Below are 22,796 nucleotides of genomic sequence, written 5' to 3' on the forward strand. Positions count from 1 at the left end.
CGCTGTCCACCGGACAACCAGATCTAGCTAGCTCTATAACTTCAGTGTCGACCAAAAATCACCATCCCCGCTCGGACTGCTTGCCCGAGGGCAACAACAAACCCCGAGGCACCTCGACGCCGACCGGCCACAGCTCGACCGCCGACCCGGGGTCGATCCGGGAGAGGTCGACGACACCACCGCCGAACCGCGCACGGTCGAACGACACCGAGCCCCCGGCGAACCGGGCGCGGTCGAAGGAGACGCGTCCCGCCGGCGAAGGTGGCCTCGTCGAACGACAGCCGGCCGGTGATCGTGGCGTCGGCGAAGGTGACCCGGCCGGGGGCGGTGAAGGTCGCGCCGGAGAAGTCGCCGCCGTCGAACACCGCGCCGGTGAAGTCGAAGTCGTGGCCGCGCCAGGTGCGCGAGTCGCCGTCGACGAGGTGGAGGTTGTCCCTGATGAGTCGGATGACGGTGAGCCGGACGCGGCGCTCCTGACCGGGATCCCGCCGCGTGGCCTCGGCCGTGCCGTAGGGCTGGCGCAGGTAGGCGCAGAGCACGTCGATGCAGCCCTGGCGGGCTTCCGGCGCGTCGTTGGCCAGCGCCGCGAACGCGTAGATGCCCGCGATGCGCACCGAGGCGTCGTGGGCGCCCAGCAGTTCGGCCGCTTTGGCGTAGCGGTCGAGCAGCACCTTCGCGTCCTCGCGGTGCGAGTCGACCTCGTTGAGGCGTTGCCTGCGGTAGGCGACGGTCAACGCCACGACCGCGCCGACACCCCCGACCACGGTCAACACGACCTTCACCGCGTCGAGCCGCTCCTGGACGCCGTTCGGTCGTCCCAGCACGCCCCACAGGGCCATCCCCGCACCCGCCGCGACCGCTGCGGCCAACACCAGCAGCAGGGCCACGTGCACGAGCAGCGACATCGCCGACGTCCGCGGCCGGCGTGGCAGGGCCATCGTGCCCCCGCGACCTCCGCCTGCCGAAAGCGCCACCGCCACCAGCACGAAGACCCACGCCGACCAGTGCCAGCCCACCCACTGGCCACCCGCCACCACCGCCTGCGCCCACCACCGGGGTGCCAGGCTCACGACCGCGGCCACCAGGGCTGTCGCCGCCAGCGCTTGCCGCAGTCGCGGTCGCCGGCGGAAACCGAGGACGGCCCGGCTCACCTGGAGAGGTTGCTCGCTCATCACGCCATGGTGGCGCAACGGACCGCGCGCCAACCCTCGAATGGCGCCCGGGGTTGCGTTGCCGCGTGGTTCGCCGCCGGTCGGCTCGTCACCCGATCGGCGCGGGTGACGCGGCCTCGGGAACCAGGACCACGGGCGAGCCGGAGCCGTCCGCGGGGACCGCCCACACGTCGTTCACGCCGTCTTCCCGCTGGATGCCGTAGGCGATGGTGCGCGCGTCGACCCAGGTCGGCTGGTCGTCCACGCTGCGGGTCTCCGCGAGCGCGCGCACCTCCAGCGACTGGAGATCCAGTGTGGACAGTCGCCACCCTTGCCGGGGATCGCCGTTGACGGCGGCCTTGTACGCGATGCGCTTGCCGTCCGGCGACAGCGACGGGCATTCCACGTTGTCCGCGATCGACCGGAGCGTGCGGGCGGTGAAGTCGCCCTCCATCAGGTAGCGGTGGCCGCCGGTGGACATGGTCGCGTAGAAGCGGTTGTCGTCGGCGGCGAAGGTGACGCCCCAGAAGTTGCGGTCGGCGGCGGTGGCCGGCGCACCGTCCAGGGTGGACGTGAACTCCTCCAGCGAGGCGACCGCGGTGCCGGTGCGGGTGTCGAGGATCCCGGTGCTGGTGGAGAACCCGTTGGCGGCGTAGGAGTGGCCGTCCACGAACAGCGTCCACGCCACCATCCGCCCGCTGTCCGACACCCGGGTCCGGTTCGGGAACCCGGTCAACGGCATCGTCCGCACCTCCCGCAGCCCGGCGTCGAGCACCGCCAGCTCACCGGCCTTGAACGCGCCCACCGGCCGCAGGCACGACGTCGTGCCACCGGCGCTGTACACCCGGTCGCACCGCTGCTCGCCCACCTCGCGCGGCCCACCCGGGTCAGACCGCGACACGGTGGACACCCTGCCGTTGGTCAGCACCATCAACCGGGGACCGGTGACGGTGGTCGACGCGACCTCGTCCGGCTCCCCGGAGCGTGACAGCGCGGCGTACCCGACCGCGACCGCCGCCAACAGCACCGCGACCAGCACGGTGATCAGCAACCGGACCCGAGTGCTCATGAGCGACGTCCCACCAGCGCGAAGGTACCCACCAACGTGAGCGCGACGGCTGCGGCGGCCAACCGCGTCGCGGCCTCCGGCCCCCAGAACTGCCACGCCAGGCCGAACAACACCGACGACCCCAGGTAGGCCAACGCCTGCCCGCTCTGGATCAACGCGATGCCGGTCGTCCGCAACCCCTCGGGCAGCAGCGGCCCGGCCAACGCCATCAGCACCCCGTCCGTGGCCGCGTAGAACACGCCGTACAGCGCGACCACCACCACGACCAGCACCCACCCGTCCAACGGCCCGGACAGCAGCAGGTACACCGCGCCCAGCGCCACGTACCCGCCCGCCATCACCGGCAGCCGACCGACCCGGTCGGCCAGCGCGCCCAACGGCGCGGCCAGCAGCAGGTACACCAGGCTCGTGCCGACCGCGAGCAGCGGGAACCACCCGATCGACAGCCCTTCGCGCTTCTGCAGCAGCAGGTACACGAACCCGTCGCCGATGGTGGCCAACCCGAGCAACGACGCCGCCAACACGACCCGCCGCACGCCGCCGTCGCGCCACAGCCCGCCGACGGCCCGGACCCGCACGGGCCGCGACGGCACGGCCGACCGGTGGTCGCGCACGAACAGCACCAGGATCACCACGCCCAGCGCCGCGACGCAGAAGCTGGTCATGAACACCGCGTCGAACGAGTCGCCGGCCAACGCCAGCACGGCCAGTGCCACCAGCGGCCCGGCGAACGCGCCCATCCCGTCCATCGCCCGGTGCACGCCGAACGCCCGCCCCAGGTCGCCCGACGGCGTGGACAGGGTGATCAACGCGTCACGCGGGGCCGTGCGCAGGCCCTTGCCCGCCCGGTCCGCCGTGATCACCGCGCCGAGCGCGGCGGTGGCGCTGCCCGCGACCAGCAACCCGAGCTTGGCCAGGGCCGACAGGGCGTAGCCGAACCCGGCCACCGCCTTGCGCCGGTCGGTGCGGTCGGCGAGGAAGCCGCCGACGAGCCGGAGCAGCGTGGTGGCCCCGGTGTAGACGCCGTCGATCACGCCGTAGGCGGCGGGGCTGAGCTGGAGCCCGACGACCAGGTACAGCGGCAGGACGGCGGTGACCATCTCGGAGGAGATGTCGGTGACGAGGCTGACCGCGCCGAGCGCGAAGACGTTGGCGCTGACGCCCTTCCAGCCCGCGGTCTTGGGTCGGGTGATCGTGGACAGGTACACGGCGCACCTCCGGAGAACGGGGGTGCCGCGCCCGGCCGGGGGACGGCCGGGCGCGGCGGTCGGCGGGTCAGTGACAGGCGGTGGTGCCGCTGTCGGTGAACGTCTGGCCCGCGACGGGCACGAACCGCCAGTCGAAGCTCGTGCTGCGCAGGGTCAGCTTCAGCACGCCGTACGCGGTGCTGTTGCGGACCTCGCTGTTGGGTCGGATGGTGCCGAAGCCGTAGTGGCTCGCGCCGCCCATGCCGGCGACGAACGTGCGGATGCCGCGGGTGGTGTCGAGGCCGCCGCTGGGGTTCTGCGGCGCGAACCGCTCGTACTGGTGGTTGTGGCCGAACAGCACGAGGTCGGCGTTGTGGTCGTACAGCGCCTGGAACAGCGGGCGGGTGGCCGTGGAGGGTGCGTGGTTGGCGCCGGAGGTGAACAGCGGGTGGTGCCAGTACGCCGCGGTGCACGGCTTGGTGCTCGCCGCGAGGTCGGCGCGCAGCCACTGCTCCTGCGCGGAGCCGGCCGACATGCTGATGTTGGAGTTCAGCGACACGACGTGCCAGTTGCCGAGGTCGTAGGAGTAGTAGCCGCGGCCGGACGGGCCGGCTTGCGTGCCGAAGTAGTTGTAGTAGCCGGTCGCGCCGCTGGTGTTGTAGTCGTGGTTGCCGGGCGACGGGCGGGTGCGGGCCTTGTGCCTGCCCCAGGTGGGGTCGTAGTAGCTCGCGAACTCCGAGGCGGTGCCGCTGTCGTAGACGTTGTCGCCGGTGGTGAAGACCGTGCCGGGGATGGTGTCGAGCAGCGCGGCGGTGGCGCTGTCGCCGGAGCCGGAGTCGGAGATGTCACCCGCGCCGACGAGGACCGGGTCACCGCCGGCCGGCGGGGTGGTCGTCGTGGTGGTGGTGCCGGTGGTGATCACGAGTTGTGGCGCGGTGGCGCCGGTTTCCCGCGAGTCGTAGTCGGCGCCGTCGGTGTTGGTGGAGGTGACGCCGAAGCTGAACGTGCCGTTGGCGCGCACGTGCGCGGTGACGTCGACCTCGTACCAGGCGTTGCGGGCGACGGAGCCGAGCGTGCCGAGGGTGGCGCCGTCGATGGCGGGCTGGTTGTTCCAGGTCACGCCGGTTTCCGACCAGGTGGTGTCGGTCATGGCGCGGAACGTGCCGCCGGAGGGGCTGGTGGCGCCGGAGACGTCGTCGGTGTGCACGCGCAGCTTGGCGCTGCCGATCGTGCCGGTGACGCCGGTGACGGTGAACTTGAGGAACAGCCGCTTGGCCGGCGAGCCGTCCACGCCGAGCCGGCCGGAGGTCCCGTAGTTCGTGCCGGGGACGGAGTTGTCGACGTGGGTGTCGGCGGAGGGGGTGAAGGTGGTGGTGGCGGCCTCGGCGGCCGGCAGGTGGCCGGAGGAGGCGATGGCGGTGAGGGTGGCGGCGGTGACGACGCCGATGGCGAGCAGCGCGAGGGGAGCTCTGCGTCCTGACATGCGGAACCCTTCGTTCTTCGAACGACGGCAGTGAGGGCTTCGCAGACAGTAGGGATCCGCGGACACTGCGTGGTGATGGTCGGGCGGCCGGCCGGTGAACGCCCGGCGAACCGCTCACACGTCCATCACCGATGCGTGCATCCGGCGGTGCGGTCGCGAGGAACCGTCGCGTGAGGGGGTCAGTGCAGCTCCGCGGCGGCCGCGCGGAACACCGCGTCGGCGACGCGCGCCAGCGGCGGTGAGTCGAGCTTCCACTGCTGCCAGTGCAGCAGCACGTCCACCGGCCGGTCGGGGGCGAGGTGCACGAGCCTGCGGTGGGCGGCGATCTGGTGCTCGGTGAGCAGCGCCCACCCGGCGCCCGCGACCACGGCGTCCTCGAACACGTGCCCGTCGGGCAGGTGGTGGCGGTGGGCGGAGGCGTTGCGGCCGGACAGCTCGCGGCAGAACCGGTCCTGCAAATCGTCCTTGTCGTCGAACACGATCACGGGCGCGTCGTGCAGCGGTCGGCCGTCGGCGAGCCACCGGCGGGTGAACCGGCGGGTGGCGACGGCGTGGTAGCGGATGCTCCCGAGTGGACGGACGACGCAGCCCTGCACCGGCCGGGGCGAGGAGGTGACCGCACCGACGACGAGTCCTTGGCGCAGCAGCTCGGCGGTGTGGTCCTGGTCGTCGCGCCGCACGGTGAGCACCAGGCCGTCGTCGCCGGCCAGTTCCTTGACCACGCGGCGGAACCAGGTGGCGAGCGAGTCGGCGTTGACCGCGACCGGGATCGGCGTCGGGTCCTCGACCAGGCCCAGGGCGTCGCGCGCGTCGCGGTCGAGCAACGCCTGCTGTCGGCCGTAGCGGGCGATCACCGCGCCGGACTCGGTGAGCCGTGCGGGTTTGGCGCGCACCAGCAGGACGCGGCCGGTGCGCTGTTCGAGCAGCTTGATCCGCTGGCTCACGGCGGAGGGCGTGACGTGCAGCGCTTTGGCGGCGGCGTCGAAGGTGCCCTCGTCCACGACGGCCAGCAACGTCCGCACGCACTCCGGATCCAGCATCACGAGCGCTGATGATACGTAAGAAAACGTAGCTGGCCTTATGTCGATGGCGTTCCTACCGTCGTGGTCGTGACCTACGCGCTGCTCGCCGGGCTCGGCACCGGACTGTCCCTCATCGTCGTGATCGGCGCACAGAACGCCTTGGTGTTGCGCCAGGGCGTGCTGCGGCAGCGGGTGCCCGCGATCGTGGCCATCTGCGCGGGCTCGGACGCCGTGCTGATCGCGCTCGGCGTGGGCGGTGTCGGCGCGGCGCTCACCGCGTGGCCCGCCGTGTTGACGGCGGTGCGGTGGATCGGCGCGGTGTTCCTGGTCGGCTACGGCGTGCTGGCGGCGCGGCGGGTGCTGCGGCCGTCGGCGTTGACCCCGGAGCGCACGGCGGGCGCGGCGTCCGCGGCGATCCTCACCTGCCTGGCGTTGACCTGGCTCAACCCGCACGTGTACCTGGACACCGTGCTGCTGCTGGGCACGGCGTCCACGGGGTTCGGCGGCGACCGGTGGTGGTTCGCGGTCGGGGCGATGACGGGCAGCGTGCTGTGGTTCAGCGCGCTCGGGTTCGGCGCGCGGTGGCTGTCGGGGACGTTCGCCAAGCCGGCGGCGTGGCGGGTGCTGGACGCTGCGGTCGCCGTGGTGGTCACGGCGACCGGCGTCTCCCTCGTGGTCTGACTCCCGCTAGGACAGGCGCGCCTTGGCCCGCGCGGTGATCGGCACGTGCTTGTAGCCGGACACGAAGTTGGAGATCAGCCGCTCCGGCTTGCCCGCCGGCGCGAAGTCCTCGAAGCGGGTCAGCAGCTCCTCGAACAGGATCTTCAACGTCACCCGCGCCACGCTGTGGCCGATGCAGTAGTGCGGGCCGATGCCGAACGCCAGGTGCTTGTTGGGCTTGCGGCGGAGGTCGAAGCTCTCCGAGTCGGCGAACTCCTCCTCGTCCCGGTTGGCCGACCCCAGCCACACCACGACCGCGTCGCCCGCCGCGATGGGCGTGTCCCGGATCACGACGTCCCGTGTGGCGTAGCGCAGCATGTGGTTCACCGGCGACGCCCACCGCAGCGCCTCCTCGACCGCGGTGGTGGTGACGGACATGTCGGCCGCCCAGTCGCGCAGCACGGCGGTGTCGGCGAACTCCGCCATCACGTAGTTCGGTGCGTGCGGTGTGGTCACGTTCGCACCCAACAGCAGGCTGTAGCAGTTGGACACGATCTCGGGCGGCGTCATGTGCCTGCCCTCGAACCGGGTGGAGATCAGCACGCTGAGCAGGTCGTCGCCGAGGTGGTCGCGCCGGTGGCGCACCAGGTCCTGGAAGTAGGCGAACAGCTCGTGGTGCGCCATCGACAGGGTGGCCGACTTGCTGCCCGCGTCCTGGTACTCCGGGTCGTCGGCGGCGATGCAGATGGTGGTGAGCCTGCTCAGCCACGCCCAGTCGGACTGCGGCAGGCCCATCATGGTGCCGGTCACCGACATCGGCATGGCGAACATCGCCTGCGCGAAGTCGAACGTGCCGCCGTCACCCAAAGGCAGCAACAGGTCGAGCACCAGGCCGCGGATCATGTCGCGCTGGCGGTCCACGGCGTTGACCGCCAACGCCTTCTTCAGCCTTTTCTGCATCACCGTGTGCCGGGGCGGGTCGGTGACCGCCAGCTGCTGCCCGCCGGCCGGGTCGTCCATGCCGAGCAGGCTGAGCATCGTGCCGCGTTCCGACGTGAACAGTGCGGTGTTCCGCAGCACGAAGTCGGTGTCGTCGAACTTGACCACGGACCAGAACCCGCGGTCGTCGTCGACCTGCAGCCAGCTCAGCCCGTCCAGCCCGCGCAGTCGCCGCCACTCGCCGCGGGCGTCGCCGTCGCTGTACAGGTGTGGGTCGACCAGGTCGGTCGAGCCCACGTGCACCGGGCATCCGGACATGGTGGTCATGGCCCGTTTTCCTTTCGTTCGAGCGTGCGCGTTCATTCCGCGCCGGTCTCGGTCCGCGGTGCGGGGAAATCCGGCCAGCACAAATCGCCGCCCCCGGCTGCGGGCGGTTTTGTCCGTTGTGGGCGATGTGCGCGTGCGGCTTCGAACGCGCAGGTCGGACCCTGTTCGTCGACTAACCGTGAACTGGGTCACGACAATGGTGGTTAATCCACCAATTTGTGCCCAATAGTCCCCAGACCCCAGGCGTCGACTGTATGCAGCCGACGGTGACCGAGTGAAGCACGTGGTCACGGGGGTGTCAACCCCGTCCGCAGGCGACCGGACCGGTAACTGTTAAACCCGAATGGGGGCAGGGGCACATACGTTCCGCAGTCACGTTTTGATCGTCTTCGAAAGGCGTGGTCCATGCGTGTTGTCGAAGTCCGTCCGGGTTACTTTTCGGGATCTCTTGACGCCTTGTGTCGAGCCGACCTACGTTGAGCCACGGCCGCCAGGAGAACTGCGGGGACTGGCTGGCAAGTCTGGGGACGTTGAGGGGTAATCGTGGGGCTTTCGCCCGATTCGGACATTTGTGCTGCGCTTTTTACCGCCGCGCCGCCTTTTCTGCCGGAAGGGGAGGACCTCGCGGTCGGGGGCGGGTCGGCGCATGGCTGAGCCGTCGTCCACCGCGACCACCTGGCACGAGGCGACGCCGACCCAGCAGGGCCTGTGGATCCTCGACCGGATCGAACGGCTGCGACCCACCTACCTGCTGCCGTCGGTGGTCGAGTTCACCGGCCCGGTCGACCACGCGCTGCTGGTGGCGTCGGTGCAGCGGGCCATCGCCCGGCACCCGGCGCTGCGCTCCCGCTTCCGCCTGGACGCACGCCTGCGCCGGGTCGAGTACCGCACCGACGCCGAGCCCGCCGAGGCCGGGTTCATCGACGCGGCCGCCGACGGCTGGACCGGCGAGGAGCTCGACGACCTGGTCGAGGTGCTCTGCTGCACGCCGTTCGACCTGGCCGAGGAGGCGCCCACGCGCGCCGAGGTCATCCGGGTCGACGACCGCACCACGCTGCTCGTGCTCAACGTGCACCACATCGTCTTCGACGGCTGGTCGCGCGGCCTGCTGATGGACGAGATCGCCGCGATCTACCGGGGCAAGCTGCGCGGCGAGGAGATCGAGCTGCCGCCCGCCCCGCACCCGGCGGACGTGCTGGACCCACCGGACCGGGAGGAACTCGCCGACCGCGTCGCCGAGGTGGTCGAACGGCTGCGCGGCGCGCCGATCGGCGTGGCCCTGCCCTACGACCGCGACCCGGCGTCGGAAGAGCTGTCGCTGCTGGGCGCCGACAGCGCCACGCACCTCGACGCCGACCTGACCAAGCAGCTCGTGGACGTCGCCACCACCGAGGGCGCGACGCTCTACATGACCGGTGTCGCACTGCTCGCCGCGACGCTGGCCCGGATGAGCGGGCAGCGCGACTTCCTGTTCGCCGTGGTGTGGCCGGGCCGCGACGACCCGGCGACCGCGGACGTGGTCGGCATGTTCATGACCACGCTGGTGGTGCGCATCGGCCTGGACGAGACCACCACGTGGCGGGAGCTGCTGCGCGACGCCCGCATCGCGGCGATGGAGACGTTCGTGGACGCGGACGTGCCGCTGGACGCGATCGCCGCCGCGCTCGACCCCAACCGCGACGTGAGCAGGCCGCCGCTGACCCCCGTGCTGGTGCAGCTCAACGCCGTGCCGGACGGGTTCGAGCTGGCCCCCGGCGTGCCGGGCCGCTACCGGCCGCTCAAGCCGCAGTACAGCAAGTACGACCTGGCCCTGTTCGTGCGCCTGGACCACAGCTCGGGCGCCGAGCGGCTGGAGCTGTCCCTGGACCGCCCGGCCGACCTGTTCGAGGGCACGACCCTCGTCGACCTGTTCGCAGGCCTGCGCCGCAGTGCCGCCGACCTGGCCCGATTCCCGGAGGAACCCGTGTTGGAACCCACGACCGCCGTTGACGGCATCGCCGACGACCCCGCCGCCCGCCTGGACGCCGTCCGCGCCCTGTGGCGCGAAGTGCTCGGCGTCGAGGAGGTCGCCGACGACGTCAGCTTCTTCGAGGCGGGCGGCGACTCGCTGCGCCTGGTGATCCTGGTCGAACGGCTCAACCAGGTGTCCGAGCACGCCCTGCGCACCGTGGACCTGTTCCGCGCGGGCACCGTCCGCGCCCAGGCCGAGCTGCTCGCCGGCCCCGCGAAGTCCACCGCCTCGGCGGCGGGCACCAGCCGGCAGCGCCTGCTCGACGCCGCCCGCGCCCGCCGCGGCGAGGCTCGGGCCTGACCACCACCACCCGGTAGTTCCGCTCTGCGTTGGAGGGGCAGGCAGGCGATGACGTTCACCCAGTACGCGACCGCTGTTCTCGGTCCGGAGGTCGACACCTCGGCGTTCACCACCCGCAGTTTCATCGGGCTCGGCGGCGACTCGTTACGCGCCATGCGCCTGGCCGCGCTGGTGCAGGAGCGGCTGGGCGTGCGGATCCCGGTGGCCGCGCTGCTCGGCGACGCGCCGCTGGCCGAGGTCCTCGCCGAGGCGGGCGTGGTCACCGCGCCCGCCGAGCCCGCCCCGACCGACGACGCCCCGGCGGAGTCGCTGTCCCACGCGCAGCGCGGCATGTGGCTCATCGAGCGGCTCACCGGCGGCTCGCCCTACAACCTGGTGTTCACCTGCTTCGTCGTGCCCGGCACCGAGGGCAGGCTGGACGGGCGGGTGTTCGAGCGGGCCGTCGCCGCGACCGTCGCCCGCCACCCCGGCCTGCGCACCGTCTACCGCGAGGTGGACGGTGACGTGGCCACCGAGGTGCTCGACCACCACACCGCCGAGATCACGGCGGTGGCGCACGAGGGCGACGGGTTCGAGGAGCACGTGCGGGCGCTGGCCGCCGAGCACGGCAGGCTGCCGTTCGACCTGGCCGCCGCCCCCGCGTTCCGGTTCCTGCGGGTCACGGGCACGCGGCAGGACGCCGTGGTGCTGATGGCGCACCACATGGTGCTCGACGGGTGGGCGGTCGGCCTGCTGCTCAAGGAGCTGTTCGCGCACTACGACGCGCTCGCGCTCGGGCAGGCCGCGCCGTTCACCGGGGTCGCGCCGTCGACCCGGGCGCTGCTGCGGCACCAAAAGCGGGCGCGCGCCGCCGGCGAGTGGGACCGCCAGGCCGAGTTCTGGATCAAGCACCTCGACGGCGTGCCGACCGTGCTGGAGCTGCCCGCGGACTGCCAACGGCCCGCGTTGCAGGACGCCGCCGGCGACCGCACGACCGTCGACTTCGGCCTGGACACCAGCGCCGCGGTGCTGCGGCGGGCCCGCGAGCTGGGCATCACGCCGTTCGCGTTCCTGCTGGGCGCGTACGGGCTGACGCTGAGCCGGTGGACCGGCACGCGCCGGCTGCTGGTCGGCGTGCCGCTGACCGGCCGCGGCAGCTCCGAGCTGGAGGAACTGATCGCCGTGGCGGGCAACCTCGTGCCGGTGCGCATCGACGTGGACGACGACGCGCCGGTCGCGGACTACCTGCGCGCGGTGCACCACTCGTTGGCGCAGAGCATCGACGCCGGCTCGCTGCCGTTCGAGGAGCTGGTGTCGCGCCTGGGCGTCGAGCGCAGCCTGGGCTGCCACCCGCTGGTGCAGGCCACGTTCGGCATGCACGACCAGTTGGTGCCGCAGCGGCTGGAGGCGGCCGGGCTGGAGATCCGGGTCGAGGAGGGGCACGGCGGCGGCTCGCAGTTCGACCTGTCGCTGCTGATCCGCCAGTCCGAACCCACGCTCGCCGGGCACCTGGAGTACGCGACCGCCGTGTGGGGCGTGGCCGAGGTCGAGGGTTTCGTGGCCGACTTCCAGGCCGCGGCGGCGGAGCTGGCCGCCGCCGGCGGCGCGCTGGAGGAGGTGCGGTGCGTCGCGCCGGAACGGCGTGCGTCGCTGGACCGGATCAACGAGACGCGCCGCGACTTCCCCGTGGCGTCGCTGGACGAGCTGTTCCGCGACATCGCGCGCAGCACGCCCGACGCGGTGGCGGTGCGCGAGGGCGACGTGGAGCTGACCTACCGGCAGTTGGCCGACGCGGCGGCGCACCAGGCCGGGCTGCTGCGCGAGGCCGGGGTGCGGCCCGGTGACCGGGTGCTCGTCGGCGTGGAGCGGTCGGTCGCCGAGGTGGTCGCGGTGCTGGGCGTGGTGTGGGCGGGCGCGGCCTACGTCGGCGTCGACCTGGGCCTGCCGGCCGCGCACACGGCGAAGATCGTGGCCAAGGCCGCGCCGACGGCGGCGTTGATCGCCCAGGGTGCGGCGGATCGGGTGCCCGGTGTGCCGGTGGTGTCCACTTGGGACGCCACGTGGACCGCCGACGGGACGCAAGCCCCGGACGGGCCGGACGTGGTGCCTGGCGGGAACGGGACGCGGGCGGCGGGCGGGTCGACCGCGGTGTCCGACCCGGCGCCGACGGGCGTCCTGTCCGTCGACCCGGACCGGTTGGCCTACGTGGCGTTCACGTCCGGCTCGACCGGGCAGCCCAAGGGCGTGGCCATCCCGCACCGCGCGGTCGTGCGGCTGGTGCACGAGGCCGACTTCGTCCGGCTCGGCGCGGGGGAGCGGGTGCTGCGGCTGTCGCCGCTGGCGTTCGACGCGTCCACGCTGGAGCTGTGGGGCGCGCTGCTCACCGGCGCGGCGCTGGAGGTGCACCCGGCCGGCCTGCCCACGCCCAGCGAGCTCGGCGACTTCCTGCTGGAGCGCGAGGTCACCGTGGCGTGGCTGACCGCGGGCCTGTTCCGGCTGGTCGAGGAGTTCGCGCCGGACTCGTTCGCGGGCTTGCGCCAACTGCTGTCCGGCGGCGACGTCGTGCCGCACGACCACGTCGCCCGCGTGCTGCGGCGGCACCCCGGCCTGGTCGTCACCAACGGCTACGGGCCCACCGAGAACACCACGTTCACCACCACGTACTCGGTCAGCGACCCCGAGGAGGTCGACGGCCCGCTGCCCATCGGCACCCCGCTGCCCGGCACCCGCGTCTACGTGCTGGACGAGCGCGGTCGGCGCGTGCCGCCCGGCGCGGTCGGCGAGCTGTACGCGGCGGGGGAGGGCCTGGCCGTCGGCTACCTCGACGACGAGGCGGAGACCGCGCGGGCGTTCGGGCACTTCTCGCCCGAGATCGGCGAACGGCTCTACCGCACCGGCGACGTGGTGCGCCTCGACACCCGCGGCCGGCTGCGGTTCCTGGGCCGCCGCGACGACCAGGTCAAGCTGCGCGGCTACCGGGTCGAGCTGTCCGCGATCAGCGACGCCCTGGTCACCCACCCGGACGTGCACGACGCCGTGGTCACCGTGACCGGCGACAACAGCGCCGACAAGCGCCTGGTCGCCGCCGTGGTCCTCAAGGAGGAGACGGGGACCGCCGAGCTGCGGGACTTCCTCTCCGAACGGCTCCCCGCCTACATGGTGCCGGTGCTGTGGGCCGTCGTGGACCGGATCCCGTTGACCGGCAACGGCAAGGTGGACCGCCGCGCGCTCGTCGCGCAGGCCGCGCCCGCCGGTCACCGCGCCCCGAAACCGGTCGTGGCCGACCGCGGCGCGGACGAGGGCCTCGTGCCGCTGTTCGTGGAGGCCATCGGCGGCCAGCCGACCACCGCGGTCGACGCCGACACCGACTTCTTCGTCGTGGGCGGCAACTCCATGGGCGCGGTGCGCCTGGTGAAGCTGGTCAAGGACCGGCTCGGCGTCACGCTGCGGCTGCGCGACTTCCTGCGCACCCCCACCCCGGCCGGCCTGCGGCAGCTCGTGGACCGGGCGGGCGCGAAATGACCCCCGTCGCCGTCATAGGGATGGCCGCCCGCCTGCCGGGCGCGGACGACGTCCGCGAGCTGTGGGCGTTGCTGCGCGGCGGCGTGGAGGGCATCTCCCGCTTCGACCCCGAGGACCTGATCCGGCGCGGCGCGGACCCCGACTACGTGCGGCGGCCGAACTTCGTGCCCGCCATGGGCACGATCCGCGAGCCGTACCACTTCGACTGGTCCTACTTCGGCTACAGCCGGGCCGAGGCGGCCAACATCGACCCGCAGCAACGGGTGTTCCTCCAGGCCGCCACCGCCGCCCTGGACGACGCGGCGATCGACCCGACGAGGTTCCCCGGCTGGATCGGCGTGTACGCGGGCGCGGACAAGGTCGCCGCCCGCGCCGACGACCAGCTCAGCGAGCTGGCCCAGTACATCGGCACGGAGAAGGACTTCCTGGCCACCCGGGTGGCGTACAAGCTCGGGCTGCGCGGCCCGGCGGTGAACGTGCAGTCGGCGTGCTCGACCTCGCTGGTCGCCGTGCACCTGGCCGCGGCCGCGCTGCGCGGCGGCGAGTGCGACGTGGCCCTGGCGGGCGGCGTCGCGGTCACCGGCAAGGGCGAGTGGGGCTACCTGTACGAGCCGGGCGGCATCCTGTCCCGCGACGGCCACTGCCGCCCGTTCGACGCCGACGCCGACGGCACCGTGCCCAGCGAGGGCGTCGGCGTGGTGGTGCTCAAGCGCCTCGACGACGCGCTGCGCGACGGCGACCGCGTCGACGCCGTGATCCTGGGTTCGGCGATCAACAACGACGGCGCGGAGAAGATGGGCTACACCGCGCCGTCCATCCCCGGCCAGAGCGACGTCATCCGCTACACCCAGAAGGTCGCCGACGTCGACCCGGCCGACCTGGACTACGTCGAGGCGCACGGCACCGCGACCAAGCTCGGCGACCCGGTCGAGGTGTCCGCGCTGACCGACGTGTTCCGCGACTCCACCGACGCCACCGGCTGGTGCCACCTGGGCGCGGTCAAGTCCAACCTCGGCCACACCGGTTCGGCGGCCGGCGTCGCGGGCCTGATCAAGACCGTGCTGATGCTCAAGCACGGCGAGCTCGTGCCCACGCTGCACTACGGCAGCCCCAACCCGCTGCTCGACCTCGACGCCACCCCGTTCCGGGTGGTCACGACCACGCAGCCGTGGCCCGACCGCGGCACCCGGCTCGCGTCGGTCAGCTCGTTCGGCGTGGGCGGCACCAACGCCCACGTGATCGTGCAGGGAGCACCGCTGCGCACCGCACCCGTCGCCCGTCGTGGCGCACGCGTGCTGGCGCTGTCCGCGGCGTCCACCGACGCCCTGGGACGCATGCGCGACAACCTCGCGCGAGCGCTGCGGTCCGAGCCGAAGCTCGACCTGCCCGAGGTGGCCCGGACGCTCGCCGACCGGCGAGCGCACGGGCACCGCCAAGCGTTCGTCGCGGGCGACCCGGCCGAGGCGGCGAGCCTGCTGGAGCAGGCCGGCGAGCCCGCCCCGCCCGGCCGGCTCGACAAGGTCGCGTTCCTGTTCCCCGGCCACGGCCCGCTCGGGCACGCCGCGGGGGAGGCCGCCCACCGCCTGCTGCCCGGCTTCCGCGGCGGCTTCGACGAGATCCGCGAATCCGTGCGCGACCGCCACGGCATCGACCTGACCCCGGTGGTCAGCCGCGAGGCCGCCACCGACGAGTGGTTCGCCGACATCGTCAACCACCAGCTCGGCCTGTTCGCGCTCGGCTACGCGCTGGGCCGCCAGCTCGCCGACTGGGGCGTGCGGCCGCACGCCATGTTCGGCAACAGCATCGGCGAGTACGCGCCCGCGACCCTGGCCGGCCTGTGGTCGCCGACCGACGCCGCCGAGCTGGTGTTCCAGCGCGCCAGTGCGATGGCCGCCACCGAACCCGGCCGGATGGCCGCGGTCAACGCCCCCGCCGACGAGGTGCGGCAGCGGCTGGGCGACGACAGCGGCGTCACCGTCGCCGTCATCGGGCCCGGCGGCGTGGTGATCTCCGGCCCCTCGGCCCGCGTGGACGCGGTCCTCGACGGCGACGCGCTGCGCGGCCTGGACGTGCGGCCGCTCAACATCAAGCAGGCCTCGCACTGCGCCGCGATGGAACCGGCCGCCGCCGTGCTGGCCGAGGCCGTCGCGGCGACCCCGAGCACCCGGCCGAGGCTGCGGTTCGTGTCCAACACCAGCGGCGACTGGGCCGACCCCGACGCCGTCACCGGGCCGGGGTACTGGGCCGAGCAGCTGCGCCGGCCCGTGCTGCTCGACGGCGGCCTGGCCACCGTGCTCGCGGCGGGCTGCGACACGTTCCTCGAGCTCGGCCCCGGCACCTCCATGGCCGGTGCGCTGCGCCGCCACCGCGACTGGGACACCGGCCACCTCACCGTGCCGCTGCTGGGCAGGCCCGAGGACGGCGAGCGCGGCCTGCTGCGGGCCTTGGCCGCGCTGTGGGAGCGCGGCGCGGACGTGGTGCTGGACGAGGTGCGCGACGACGTGTTCCCGGTCTCGCTGCCGACCTACTCGTTCACCCCGCACGACCCGCAGGTCGACGCACCGAAGCTCGAACCGGCTGCCCCCAAGGGGAAACCTGGGGCCACACCGACGCGCAAGCCCGCGGGGCAGCCGGTTCGGTCCACTGTGGAGCGCTTGTGGCGGGCCGCGCTCGGCGTGCCGTCGGTCGCGCCGGACGACGACTTCTTCGCCCTCGGCGGCGAGTCGCTGATGGCCGTCGACCTCATGGCGAAGATCCGCGAGGCGACCGGCCTGTCGGTCACCGTCACCGAGTTCACCCGCGACCCGACGTTCGGCGCGCTCGCCGCGTTGGCCGACCAGGCGGACGCGGCGGCCGTGGTGCACGTGGTGGACTCCGTCGTGTTGCGCGAGGGGACGGGCCGGCCGATCGTGCTGGTCGCCGACTCGGCGGGCAGCGTGCTGAGCTACCGGCAGCTCGCCGAGGAGCTGGGCGACCGGGCGGTGCTCGGCCTGGAGCCGCGGGAGGCGCTGCACACCCGCGTCGAGGACCAGGCCGCGCACCACGTGGACGCGTTGCGCCGGGTCCAGCCGCACGGCCCGTACACGCTGGGCGGCTGGTCGTTCGGTGCGGTGCTGGCGCACGAGATGGCACGGCAGCTCACCGCGCGCGGCGAGACCGTGGACGTGGTGTTCAGCCTGGACGCGTTCGTGCAGGGCCGGCCCGGCGTGCCGATCGGGCTCGACCCGGAGTTCCTCTACAGCCACGCGCACATCCAGGTCAGCGCCGCCCTGGGGCTGGGGTTGATCGGCGCGCAGGTGCGCCGCAACCCGGCGCTGCGCGCGTTGTTGCGCACCAAAGCCAAGGTGCTGGCCACGTACACGCCCCGGCCGGTCCCGGCCCGTGCCGTGGTGTTCCGGGTGGGCGCGGACCGGCGCGCCCGGCAGCGCCTCACCCGACGGCTGGCCCCGCTGTACGGCGGGGGCGTCGAGGTGCGCTCCGCCGGCGGCGACCACTGGTCGATGTTGGCCCGGCCCCACGTGGGCGAGCTCGCCGAAGGGCTGCTCGCCGCCTTGTCCGACGCCGAGAGGGTGCAGTGATGGCAGGAAAACCCGCAGTGACGACCACCGGGACCACGGCCCCGCCCGCGGGCGCGGCGGCGGGTGGTCCGACCGCGCCGGAAGGGCGGGCGGTGATCGCGGACGCGACGCCCGCCGAGCAGGCCGCGACGTCGGCACCCGCGGATCAGGCACCTTCGGGCCAGGCACCCTCAGGCCAGGCATCCGCGGGCCAGGCATCCGCGGGCCAGGATCCCTCGGACCCGGCATCGGTCGAGCAGACCGCGCCGGAGAAGCCGCTGTTCCGCAACCGCGACTTCCAGGCGCTGTGGATCAGCCAGTTCCTGGCCGCGGTCGCCAAGGAGTCCGCGGAGATCGCCTACCCGCTGCTCATCCTCGCCACCACCGGCTCGGCCACCTACGCGGGCGCGGTCGGGTCGGTCGCGCTGGTCGTGGCCGGCCTGATGTCGATCCCCGGCGGCTCGCTGACCGACCGGTTCGACCGGCGCAAGATCATGCTGCTCACCGACGGCATCCGGCTCGTGCTGCTGGCGCTGTTCAGCGTGCTGGTGTTCAGCGGCGTCACCAGCATGCCGCTCATCTTCGCCATCGTGATCATCTCGTCGGCGTGCCTGGGCGTGGCCAACCCGGCGGGCCTGGCCGCGATCAAGCAGCTCGTGCCGCCCTCGCAGCTCACCCAGGCCACCGCGCAGAACCAGATCCGGTTCTTCGGCGCGACGGTCGCCGGCCCGCCCATCGGTGGCGCGCTCTACGGCATCGCCCGCGCCCTGCCGTTCCTCGGCGCGGCGATCGCGTTCCTGGCCTCCGCGGTGATCCTGCTGTTCATCCGCAAGCCCATGCAGGCCCCGCCCGCGCCGTCCGGCGGCCAGAAGCGGGGCGCGTGGGAGGGCTTCAAGTTCATCGCCCGCCAGCCCATCATCCGCATCCTGATCCTCTGGGTGATGGTCTCGAACATGGCGTTCAACCACTCCGGCATGTTCCTCGCGCTCATCGCCACCGCGGAGAGCCGCGAGGCGTCGGAGGCGGTGATCGGCACGACGCTGGCCATCGCGGGCTTCGGCGGCCTGGCCGGCTCGCTGATCGCGCCGGTCGTGCTGCGGTTCGTCAAGCCGTCGCTGATCATGGCCTACGCGATCTGGGTCGGCCCGGTCGCCGCGGTGCTGCTCGCGATCGTGCCCGGCACGATGCCGCTGGGCATCATCGTGGCCTGCATCTTCCTGCGCGCCGGCGTGGTGAACGCGCTGTTCTTCGGCTACATCGCCGCGCTCGTGCCGGACGAGAAGCAGGGCCGCGTCATCGGCGCGATCATGTTCATCTCCATGATCGCCCAGCCCATCGGCATCTTCGCCATCGGCGCGATCTTCGACCTGGCCGGCGCCACGTCGGTGTTCATCACCATGGCCGTGGCGGGCGTGATCGCCGCCGTGCCGACGCTGTCCCAGCAGATCCGCAAGCTCCCCGCTCCCGAAGAGCTTTCCGCCTGAGTCTTTCGGAGGACAAGCACATGACGACCGAAGCCCACCCTGCGCGAGCTCAGCAGACGACGCCGGGGCACTGCCCCGCGCTGCCGCCGGAGTTCTTCACCCAGCCCGGCGCGAACCCCTACCCGGCGTTCGCCGAGCTGCGCCAGAAGTGCCCCGTGCGGCAGATCAACCACCCGCCGGGCGCGGAGGCGTACGTGGTCGCCGACTACGACACGGTGTCGAAGCTGTTCGGCGACCCGCGCATCTCCAAGAGCGTCAACAGCGGCCCGAAGTGGTTCCGCGACGTGCTCAACGAGTCCAGCCCGATCCTGATCAAGAACATGCTGACCGCCGACCCGCCGGAGCACACCCGGCTGCGCAAGCTGGTCAGCCGCGCGTTCGTGCCGCGCCGCATGGAGCTGCTGCGCCCGCGCATCCAGGAGATCACCGACGAGCTGATCGACGCGTTCCCCGAGACCGGCGAGGTCGACCTGTTCAACGACTTCGCGCTCGCCCTGCCGATGAAGGTGATCTGCGAGTTCCTGGGCGTGCCGGTGCAGGACCGGCCCGCGCTGCACGAGTGGGGCCTGATCCTCAGCGGCGCGCCCTACGCCGACGAGGAGTCCAACGCGCGGCTGAAGTGGGCCAGCGAGAAGACCGAGGCCTACCTGCTGGACCTGCTGGCGCAGCGCCGCGAGAACATCGGCGAGGACCTGGTGTCCAGCCTCATCCGCGCCACCGACGAGGACGTGTTCACCAACGACGAGCTGGTCTCCACGCTCATCCTGCTGATCATCGCGGGCCACAAGACCACCGCGAACCTCATCGGCAACGGCACCCAGGCCCTGTTGCGGCACCCCGACCAGTTCGAGCTGCTCAAAAACGACCCGGGCCTGGTCGACAACGCGATCGAGGAGTTCCTCCGCTACGAGGGCCCGGTCTACCGCGGCACGCTGCGCCTGGCCGCGCAGGACATGGAGATCAACGGCGTGCCGATCCCCAAGGAGAGCTTCGTCCACCTGCTGCTCAACTCGGCCAACCGCGACCCGGAGGTGTTCGAGGACCCCGACCGGCTCGACATCACCCGCCAGGGCATCCGGCACTTCGCGTTCGGCCACGGCGCGCACTTCTGCCCGGGCGCGCCGCTGTCCCGGGTGGAGGGGCAGGTCGCGTTCACCACCCTGCTGCGCCGCCTGCCCGGCCTCGCGCTCGCGGTGAAGCCGGACGAGCTGGAGTGGGTGTTCGACAACTCCGCCAGCCGCGGCCTGGCCAAGCTGCCCGTCACCTACGACCGCAGGCTGCCGCGGTGACCGCGCGGCTGGTGTGCCTGCCGTTCGGCGGCGCGGGCGCGTCGTTCTTCCGGCCGTGGTCGGCGATCGCCGGCGACCGGCTGGAGGTCGTGCCCGTGCAGCTGCCCGGCCGGGAGCGCCAGATCGACCTCGACCCCTACACCGACGTGCACGAGGCCGTGACCGGACTGCTGCCCGACCTGCTCGCGCAGCTCGACGGGTCGCGGGTGGTGCTGTTCGGGCACAGCCTGGGCGCGGTGCTGGCCCACGAGCTCGCGCACCGGCTGCTCGCCGCGCCGGGCGTGGAGCTGCTGCGGCTGGTCGTCAGCGGCTCGCCCGCGCCCGGCGTGCGGCGCGAGCTGACCGCCACCGGCCTGGCCGACGACGACGAGTTCCTGGCCAGGGTGAAGCAGATCGCGGGCTACGCGCACGAGGCGTTGGACGACCCGGAGATGCGGGAGCTGATCCTGCCGACCCTGCGCGCCGACGTGGAGATGCACGAGACCTACGTGCCGTCCACCGAGGAGCCGCTGGCCGTGCCCATCACCGCCGTGCGCGGCGTCGACGACGCGCTGGTGTCGGCCGACGAGGCGGCGGGCTGGGCCAAGGTCACCAGCCGCGACTTCGAGCTGGTCGAGGTGCCCGGCGGGCACATGTACCTGACCGACTCCGCGCCCGCGCTGCTCGACCTGATCCACTCGACCGTCCACTGAGGGGGAACACCGTGGCGCACGCGCCGGACTGGGGACTGGGGCGCGGCCGGGGCACGGGCACGCTCACCGTGCCGCTGCCCGCCGACACCGACGTGGCCGAGCCGGGCTGGCGGGCGGCGCTCGCCACCACCCTGCGCGCCTACGACGGCGAGCACGCCGCCGAGCCGACCACCGCGGTCGGTCTCGGCGACGGCTTCGCGCTGGCCATCACGGTCACCCGCGGCGAGCTGCGCGCCGCGTACGACCGGGAGCACTTCGCGCCGGAGATCGTCGAGCAGTTCACCCGGCACCTGGTGTCGGTGCACCGCCACGGCGTGCTGCTCGACGACGCCGAACGGGCCCGCATCGCCGCGCTGGGCCGTCCCGGTGTCGAGCTGGTCACCACGCCCACCACGATCCACGAGGCGTTCACCCGGGTGGCGGCCGAACGCCCGGACGCGATCGCGTTGTGCGACAACGAGGTCCGCCTCACCTACCGGGAGCTGGACGAGCGGGCCGACCGGGTCGCGGGCGGGCTGCGCGCGCGGGGCGTGCGCGGCGGCGACCACGTCGGCGTGTGCCTGGAGCGGTCGGCGGAGCTGGTCGTGGCGCTGCTCGGCGTGCTCAAGGCGGGCGCGGTGTACGTGCCGACCGACCCCGCGTACCCCGCCGAACGGCTCGCCTACACCGCGGCCGACGCGGCGCTGGGCGTGGTCGTGACCAGGCTGGCGGAGTTCCCACGAGGTGACGGCCTCACCGTCGTCACGCCCGACGACCTGGACGGCGAGCCGGCCGCGAGCGGCGCGACCCCGGACGACCCGGCCTACGTCATCTACACCTCCGGGTCCACGGGACGGCCCAAGGGCGTCGTCGTGCCGCACCGCAACGTGATCAGCCTGGTCGACGCGACCCGTGACGAGTACGGCCTCGGCCACGACGACGTGTGGACGTTGTTCCACTCCAGCGCGTTCGACTTTTCGGTGTGGGAGATCTGGGTCTGCCTGCTCACCGGCGGCCGGCTGGTCGTGGTGCCCTACTTCGTCTCCCGCGAGCCGGACCGGTTCCACGAGCTGCTGGCCGCCGAACGCGTCACCGTGCTCAGCCAGACGCCATCGGCGTTCGCGCAGCTGCTCGACGTGGACGCCCGCTCCGAAGCGGGGCTCGCGGTGCGGCTGGTGGTGTTCGGCGGTGAGCCGCTGGACGCCCGGATGCTGCTGCCGTGGTTCGACCGGCACCCCGGCAGCCGGCTGGTGAACATGTTCGGCATCACCGAGACCACCGTGCACGTCACGCACCAGACCGTGACCCGGGAGCTGGCCGAGGCGGCGACCCGGTCGGTCGGCCCGGCGCTGCCCGGCTGGCACCTCTACGTGCTGGACTCCACCGGTGAGCTGGTGCCCCCCGGGGTCGCCGGTGAGATCCACGTCGGCGGCGCGGGCGTCGCCTCGCACTACCTCAACCAGGACGAGCTGACCGCGCGCCGGTTCCTGCCCGACCCGTTCACCGGCGGCCGGATGTACCGCAGCGGCGACCTGGGCCGGCTGCGCCCGGACGGCGCGCTGGAGCACCTGGGCCGCATCGACAGCCAGGTCAAGATCCGCGGCTTCCGCATCGAGCTGGACGAGATCCGCAACGTGCTGCTGGAGGACCCGGACGTGCGGGCGGCGGCCGTCGTGGTGCGGCGGGAGAACCCCGACGACGCCGCGACCGCGCGCCTGGACGCCTACGTGGTGCTCACCGGCGGCGACCCGGCGGGCGTGCGCAAGCGGGCGGCCGGGATCCTGCCCGACTACATGGCGCCCGCCACCGTGACGGCGCTGGACGCGCTGCCGCTGACCACCAACGGCAAGCTCGACGCGGCCCGCCTGCCCGCGCCCGCGTTCGCCACCGGCGCGGACGACCCGCCCAGCGAGGGCTTGGCGGGCACCCTGCGGGAGGTGTGGCGCGAGGTGCTGGGCGTGCCCGTGGGCGTGGACGACGACTTCTTCGAGCTCGGCGGCAACTCCCTGGTGGCGGTGCGCATCGGCGCGGCGCTGCGGGCCCGCGGCCTGCCGTCGGTGCCGCTGCGCGAGCTCTACCGCAACCCGACCATCCGGGACCTGGTCGCGGTGCTCGGCGGCGAGACCCGCTGAGCCGACCCCACCA

At 72.9% G+C, this 22,796-nt stretch carries 14 protein-coding genes; 8 read left to right on the top strand and 6 right to left on the bottom strand.

The genetic code is table 11. The annotated features are described in order from the left end of the window. Positions 1 to 41: 41 nt before the first annotated feature. From LZG04_RS31040 to LZG04_RS31060, 5 genes are all read right to left on the bottom strand, one after another. A complete protein-coding gene (locus LZG04_RS31040; protein ID WP_233823620.1) occupies positions 42 to 1,172 on the bottom strand; it encodes a pentapeptide repeat-containing protein in 1,131 nt (376 codons plus the stop codon). An 88-nt stretch (positions 1,173 to 1,260) separates the two neighbouring features. Next, on the bottom strand, positions 1,261 to 2,220 hold the full coding sequence (locus LZG04_RS31045) for a hypothetical protein (RefSeq protein WP_233823622.1): 960 nt from the start codon (positions 2,218 to 2,220) through the stop codon (positions 1,261 to 1,263). Next, entirely contained in the window at positions 2,217 to 3,428 is a 1,212-nt protein-coding gene (locus LZG04_RS31050; protein ID WP_233823624.1) for an MFS transporter, read from the bottom strand. The genes LZG04_RS31045 and LZG04_RS31050 overlap by 4 nt, the downstream gene beginning before the upstream one ends. 67 nt (positions 3,429 to 3,495) lie before the next feature. Further along, entirely contained in the window at positions 3,496 to 4,890 is a 1,395-nt protein-coding gene (locus LZG04_RS31055; RefSeq protein WP_233823626.1) for a DNRLRE domain-containing protein, read from the bottom strand. 179 nt (positions 4,891 to 5,069) lie between these two features. Continuing rightward, a complete protein-coding gene (locus LZG04_RS31060) occupies positions 5,070 to 5,930 on the bottom strand; it encodes a LysR family transcriptional regulator ArgP (protein WP_233823753.1) in 861 nt (286 codons plus the stop codon). A 69-nt stretch (positions 5,931 to 5,999) separates the two neighbouring features. Between LZG04_RS31060 and LZG04_RS31065 the strand changes: the two genes are divergently transcribed. Next, positions 6,000 to 6,593 (top strand): LysE/ArgO family amino acid transporter, encoded by a 594-nt coding sequence (locus LZG04_RS31065; protein ID WP_233823628.1) that lies wholly within the window; start codon positions 6,000 to 6,002, stop codon positions 6,591 to 6,593. 6 nt (positions 6,594 to 6,599) lie between these two features. Here LZG04_RS31065 and LZG04_RS31070 read toward each other — a convergent pair whose 3' ends face one another. Further along, positions 6,600 to 7,838, bottom strand: coding sequence for a cytochrome P450 (locus LZG04_RS31070; protein WP_233823630.1), 1,239 nt, complete (start codon positions 7,836 to 7,838; stop codon positions 6,600 to 6,602). A gap of 646 nt (positions 7,839 to 8,484) precedes the next feature. On the opposite strand from LZG04_RS31070, the gene LZG04_RS31075 reads away from it, so the two are divergent. Genes LZG04_RS31075 through LZG04_RS31105 form a run of 7 tightly spaced genes read left to right on the top strand, consistent with a single transcriptional unit; the run spans position 8,485 to position 22,783 of the window. Beyond that, complete coding sequence (locus LZG04_RS31075) at positions 8,485 to 10,149, top strand: condensation domain-containing protein (protein ID WP_233823632.1); 1,665 nt, start codon at positions 8,485 to 8,487, stop codon at positions 10,147 to 10,149. 48 nt (positions 10,150 to 10,197) lie between these two features. Beyond that, positions 10,198 to 13,650, top strand: a complete 3,453-nt coding sequence (locus LZG04_RS31080) for a non-ribosomal peptide synthetase (protein WP_233823634.1) — start codon at positions 10,198 to 10,200, stop codon at positions 13,648 to 13,650. Further along, positions 13,647 to 17,228 (top strand): type I polyketide synthase, encoded by a 3,582-nt coding sequence (locus LZG04_RS31085; RefSeq protein ID WP_267938396.1) that lies wholly within the window; start codon positions 13,647 to 13,649, stop codon positions 17,226 to 17,228. The genes LZG04_RS31080 and LZG04_RS31085 overlap by 4 nt, the downstream gene beginning before the upstream one ends. Before the next feature lie 17 nt (positions 17,229 to 17,245). After that, positions 17,246 to 18,691 (top strand): MFS transporter, encoded by a 1,446-nt coding sequence (locus LZG04_RS31090; protein ID WP_233823638.1) that lies wholly within the window; start codon positions 17,246 to 17,248, stop codon positions 18,689 to 18,691. 20 nt (positions 18,692 to 18,711) lie between these two features. Next, a complete protein-coding gene (locus LZG04_RS31095; protein ID WP_233823640.1) occupies positions 18,712 to 19,980 on the top strand; it encodes a cytochrome P450 in 1,269 nt (422 codons plus the stop codon). Then, on the top strand, positions 19,977 to 20,672 hold the full coding sequence (locus LZG04_RS31100; protein ID WP_233823642.1) for a thioesterase II family protein: 696 nt from the start codon (positions 19,977 to 19,979) through the stop codon (positions 20,670 to 20,672). The genes LZG04_RS31095 and LZG04_RS31100 overlap by 4 nt, the downstream gene beginning before the upstream one ends. An 11-nt stretch (positions 20,673 to 20,683) precedes the next feature. Further along, positions 20,684 to 22,783, top strand: a complete 2,100-nt coding sequence (locus LZG04_RS31105; protein WP_233823644.1) for an amino acid adenylation domain-containing protein — start codon at positions 20,684 to 20,686, stop codon at positions 22,781 to 22,783. Positions 22,784 to 22,796: the final 13 nt, after the last annotated feature.

Source organism: Saccharothrix sp. S26, from assembly GCF_021390395.1.
GTDB lineage: Bacteria > Actinomycetota > Actinomycetes > Mycobacteriales > Pseudonocardiaceae > Actinosynnema.

Coding starts and splice junctions, on each gene's coding strand:
- LZG04_RS31040 (WP_233823620.1), bottom strand. CDS start 1,172: ATGAGCGAGCAACCTCTCCAGGTGAGCCGGGCCGTCCTCGGTTTCCGC.
- LZG04_RS31045 (WP_233823622.1), bottom strand. CDS start 2,220: ATGAGCACTCGGGTCCGGTTGCTGATCACCGTGCTGGTCGCGGTGCTG.
- LZG04_RS31055 (WP_233823626.1), bottom strand. CDS start 4,890: ATGTCAGGACGCAGAGCTCCCCTCGCGCTGCTCGCCATCGGCGTCGTC.
- LZG04_RS31060 (WP_233823753.1), bottom strand. CDS start 5,930: ATGCTGGATCCGGAGTGCGTGCGGACGTTGCTGGCCGTCGTGGACGAG.
- LZG04_RS31070 (WP_233823630.1), bottom strand. CDS start 7,838: ATGACCACCATGTCCGGATGCCCGGTGCACGTGGGCTCGACCGACCTG.
- LZG04_RS31075 (WP_233823632.1), top strand. CDS start 8,485: ATGGCTGAGCCGTCGTCCACCGCGACCACCTGGCACGAGGCGACGCCG.
- LZG04_RS31080 (WP_233823634.1), top strand. CDS start 10,198: ATGACGTTCACCCAGTACGCGACCGCTGTTCTCGGTCCGGAGGTCGAC.
- LZG04_RS31085 (WP_267938396.1), top strand. CDS start 13,647: ATGACCCCCGTCGCCGTCATAGGGATGGCCGCCCGCCTGCCGGGCGCG.
- LZG04_RS31095 (WP_233823640.1), top strand. CDS start 18,712: ATGACGACCGAAGCCCACCCTGCGCGAGCTCAGCAGACGACGCCGGGG.